General features: G+C 50.4%; 5 protein-coding genes. 4 read left to right on the top strand and 1 reads right to left on the bottom strand.

Annotation, left to right across the window (positions count from 1 at the left end; all coding sequences use genetic code 11):
* Nucleotides 1-7: 7 nt before the first annotated feature.
* Nucleotides 8-679, bottom strand: coding sequence for an NAD(P)H-hydrate dehydratase (locus KDK17_RS10675; protein ID WP_257288060.1), 672 nt, complete (start codon nucleotides 677-679; stop codon nucleotides 8-10).
* Nucleotide 680: 1 nt separating this feature from the next.
* Here KDK17_RS10675 and tsaE point away from each other — a divergent pair, with 1 nt between their 5' ends.
* The 4 genes from tsaE to mutL form a co-directional block, all read left to right on the top strand.
* Nucleotides 681-1,205: a tRNA (adenosine(37)-N6)-threonylcarbamoyltransferase complex ATPase subunit type 1 TsaE gene (tsaE, locus tag KDK17_RS10670; RefSeq protein WP_257288059.1), complete on the top strand. Its 525-nt coding sequence runs from the start codon at nucleotides 681-683 to the stop codon at nucleotides 1,203-1,205.
* Nucleotides 1,190-2,521, top strand: a complete 1,332-nt coding sequence (locus KDK17_RS10665; protein WP_257288058.1) for an N-acetylmuramoyl-L-alanine amidase — start codon at nucleotides 1,190-1,192, stop codon at nucleotides 2,519-2,521. The genes tsaE and KDK17_RS10665 overlap by 16 nt, the downstream gene beginning before the upstream one ends.
* A 106-nt stretch (nucleotides 2,522-2,627) precedes the next feature.
* A complete protein-coding gene (locus KDK17_RS10660) occupies nucleotides 2,628-3,569 on the top strand; it encodes a hypothetical protein (protein ID WP_257288057.1) in 942 nt (313 codons plus the stop codon).
* Between the two features lie 70 nt (nucleotides 3,570-3,639).
* The coding region (gene mutL / locus KDK17_RS10655; protein WP_257288056.1) for a DNA mismatch repair endonuclease MutL at nucleotides 3,640-4,112 on the top strand (473 nt) is incomplete at its 3' end.

Here is a 4,112-nt window from a genome sequence, read left to right as displayed (position 1 = left end):
CTATAGCTCAAGGCTGTTTTGCTATTTTATTCAGTTGACTTCTTATGTAAGGCACGGTTTCCAGCGCCAGCATCCCTCTTTCGCCCTGAAGCCCTGCTAAATGGTCTGCACCTGTCGCATGTAACCAGACCCCCAAAGCTGCAGCAGTATGGGTCTCCAGCCCTTGAGCGGCCAGTGCAGCAATTACGCCACTGAGTACATCCCCCATACCCGCTACAGCCATTCCCGGATTACCATCAGAACAGAGGTTCAGGGTTTTTCCGTCGTATACAAGTGTACCCGCCCCCTTTAGAACGACCACCGCGCCGAAACGCTTAAATAGTTCTTTCGCAGCCTTAACCCGATCAGCACTAATGGTTGAACTTCGGGTCTCCAGCAGTCTCGCCGCTTCACCGGTATGAGGTGTGAGAATCATCGGGTACTTTCGATATTTAAGCAACGCCGGATCTTCCGAAATAATATTGAGGCCATCGGCATCGACCACCACAGGACACTCGGCTTGCAGTACTTCTGTCAGTAGCTCCCGGGCCCAAGGATCTTTTCCCAGACCGGGTCCCACCACCACAAGATTTTTCCCTTCCATGAGCAAACGAAGATCTTCCGCTCCTGAAACAGCCGATGCCATTAACTCTGGACGACGGGCTGCCAGGGCCAGGAGATGTTCCCGACGAGTGGCCACTGTGACCCGACTACGTAAAGATAATAGTGAGTGTATGGAAGGCAGGATTGAGCTGCTGATTGATAATGAGCAGGAAATGGTTCAGCTGGGCAAGCAGCTGGCTGAAGTAAGCGGCGGTCACGCCGTCATTTATCTGGTGGGAAACCTGGGGGCCGGGAAAACCACTTTATGCCGGGGTATTCTGCATAGTCTTGGTCATCAGGGTGCGGTTAAAAGCCCGACCTATACTCTGGTTGAGCCCTATAGCATTGAAGGTCAACAGGTTTATCATTTTGATCTGTACCGTCTGGCTGATCCTGAAGAGCTTGAGTTTATCGGAGGGCGGGATTATTTTGAAGAAGACTGTCTGTGTCTGATCGAGTGGCCCTGCAAAGGTGAGGGGGCTCTGCCAGATGCCGATCTGGAAGTACAACTGGATTACAACCTGCCCGGACGCAAGGCCCTGGTCAAAGCAGGGACCGAACGCGGGCAGGGTCTGTTGAGAAAACTGCAGGGACGGCAGGAGGGAGAATGTCGTCAAGGATAAGGAAGTTCTTTATTGCTGCTTTGCTGATGTTACCTCTGCCATTATCGGCAGCCCAGGTCAATGATATTCGTGTCTGGCGTTCTCCTGATAAAACCCGTCTGGTCTTCGATGTCTCCAGCGAAGTGGCTCACTCGCAGTTCTTTCTGGACAACCCCCGAAGGCTGGTGCTGGATATTCGTGGCACTCAAAAAACTAAAAATGTAGCCAGTCCCCGTCTCGGTACCACCCCTATAAACAAGATTCGCTATGGTGTCCGAAATAAGAAAGACCTGCGCATTGTTTTGGACCTGAAAAATAAGGTCACCAGCAAAAGCTTCCTGCTTAAGCCCAATGCCACATACGGCTATCGTCTTGTGGTGGACCTCTTTGATGATTCGACAAAAACAGCAGGGCCGGTAAAAGAGCCCACTAAAACTCCCTCTGCAAGAGATATTGTTGTGGCTATTGATGCCGGCCATGGTGGCGAAGATCCGGGGGCACTGGCCTATGGTGGCGGGCATGAAAAAGTCGTCACGCTGAACATTTCCAAAGACCTTGCTGCGCTGTTGAAAAAAGAGCCCGGTTTCGAGCCTGTTCTGGTGAGAACCGGAGACTACTATATTCCTCTGCGTGAACGTGCTGTTATCGCTCGTAAAGCTGGAGCCGATCTGTTCATATCCATTCATGCTGATGCTTTTACCGATCCCCGTGCTAATGGTGCCTCGGTGTATGCCCTGTCCAGGGGGGGAGCGACCTCGGAGACTGCCCGCTGGCTTGCTCACAGGGCAAACTCGTCAGATCTGATTGGTGGTGAAGGGGGCATATCCCTGGGCGACAAAGACGATATTCTGGCGGGTGTTTTGCTGGATCTCTCTATGACCTCAACGCTGTCTTCCAGTCTGGAAGTCGGTGACAGGGTGCTAAAGCATATTGGTACGATTAACAGGTTGCACAAGGAGCAAGTGGAGCAGGCTGCATTTGTTGTTCTGAAGTCTCCCGATATTCCCTCTATCCTGGTGGAAACAGGCTTTATCTCCAACCCTAAAGAAGGGCGTAAGCTGAAAACCCGAAACCATCAGCGTGCCATGGCCCGACAGATATACAAAGGAGTAAAAGGCTACTTTGTGAACAAACCTCCGCCCGGTACTCTGGTCGCCAGGCTCAAGGCTGAGGGTAAAATAGATACACGCCCGGACCAGTATGTGATTCAGGCCGGTGATACTTTGTCAGAGATTGCCAGTCGTTTTGATATCAGTCTGAGTTCATTGAAAACAGCCAATAATATCAGCCGGTCAGATACGATCAGAACTGGACAGATGTTGGTTATTCCCAACTAAAAGACACCTGAAGAGAATGTCAGTCATGCTGACAGGCTAGTCAGTTCCTTCCCGGGCTTTTTCCCATAAAGTGTCATTATGTGAAAAATCCCGGGGGGAACCGGTTATGCATTTGAGGGCGTTAGTTCACTCATTACCCACCCATCTGAACCAGTCATCATCCAATGACCTGTCGAACCGTGGTCAGGATAACCTTTTTAATGAGAACAACCGGGTCAATCGGCCTGGGTATCGGGTTTTCAGCGATACCTTTACCAAGCTGGATAGTCGGTCCATTGCCGAGTTTGAAAATCTGGCGTTTTCTCCCCCCGGCCTTGAGGAGCCTAAAGTCGATCTGTCAGATTTGCTGGAATCCTATGAGGTGATTACAGAGTACCCTGTTATTGATTTGGTCGTCAGAGGGGGGGCTGGACCTTCTGCACCCCGGTCTGTTGCTATCGGGCAACGTTTATTGATGCCTGAGCAGATTTGGAAGCAGAAAGAAGTACAAAGGGAGCTGGAAGCTCAGGAAAAAAAGCGCGGGCTGGTCGGCGAACCGGGAGTTCTGGCAGAACAGATAACAGAACAAAAAGAGCCGGAAGAAGCTCCAGTGATTGATACGCTGACCGGTATGCCTGTGAGAGAGCTTGAAAATAAAGTGTGGGAGTTTCTGTTCAAAGTAGTCGATACTCTGTCTCCGGCAGCAGGCAAAGTTAAGGGAGTCGTAACCGATGTTGTCTCAGAGGAGAAGGTAGAACAGCTAAAGACAGGTCTTAAGAGCGTTCTGAAAAATCAGGTTGATTATGAAGTCAACGAAAACATTGGACGGCGTATCCTGCAGATAGCGCAGATTTGTGGTTCTACCGGTCCATTATTGCCAGCATTGACATTGCTGGGGTACTCCACTCCGGGTTATCAGTTTATTCCGGCAATGCTTGCACTCTGGCGACTCAAGGATTTCAGGGAGGAGATTTCTGCGCTGTATTACGACCACAATGCCACACCTGCGCTGGTGGATCTTACCATTAGTTGGGTGCCAACTTTAGCGTTCAGTCTTTCAGGATTCTAACCACTTGGCAAAAGTTGATGGAGACTGATAGTCTTTCTGGCAATAAAACCGGACTGATTGACCTACCTCTATGAAACCTATCCGTTTACTCGATACCCGCCTTGCTAACCAGATTGCTGCCGGTGAGGTGGTTGAACGTCCTGCATCGGTTGTTAAAGAACTGCTGGAAAACAGTCTTGATGCCGGCGCAAAACGAGTGAATGTCGAAGTAGAAAGTGGTGGTGTCAAATTAATCCGTATTCGTGATGACGGACATGGCATTGCCAAAGATGATCTGGCATTAGCCCTGTCGAGACATGCAACCAGTAAGATTTCTGAACTGGAAGACCTGGAAGGTGTCGGCACCCTGGGCTTTCGTGGTGAAGCTCTGGCATCCATTAGTTCGGTTTCACGCTTAACATTAACGTCTCATGTTGATGGTCAGGAGTCGGGCTGGCAGGTTCGTTCGGAAGGGCGTGATAGGGAAGCTGTTATAAATCAAGCGCCCCACCCCGTGGGTAGGACAATTGAAGTCAAGGATCTGATTATTAATACCCCTGCGCG

Origin of the sequence: Endozoicomonas sp. SESOKO2 (genome assembly GCF_024606245.1) — a bacterium.
Lineage (GTDB): Bacteria > Pseudomonadota > Gammaproteobacteria > Pseudomonadales > Endozoicomonadaceae > Endozoicomonas_A.
The sequence above is the reverse complement of the archived record's forward strand: the minus strand, read 5'-3'. Positions and strand labels throughout refer to the sequence as shown.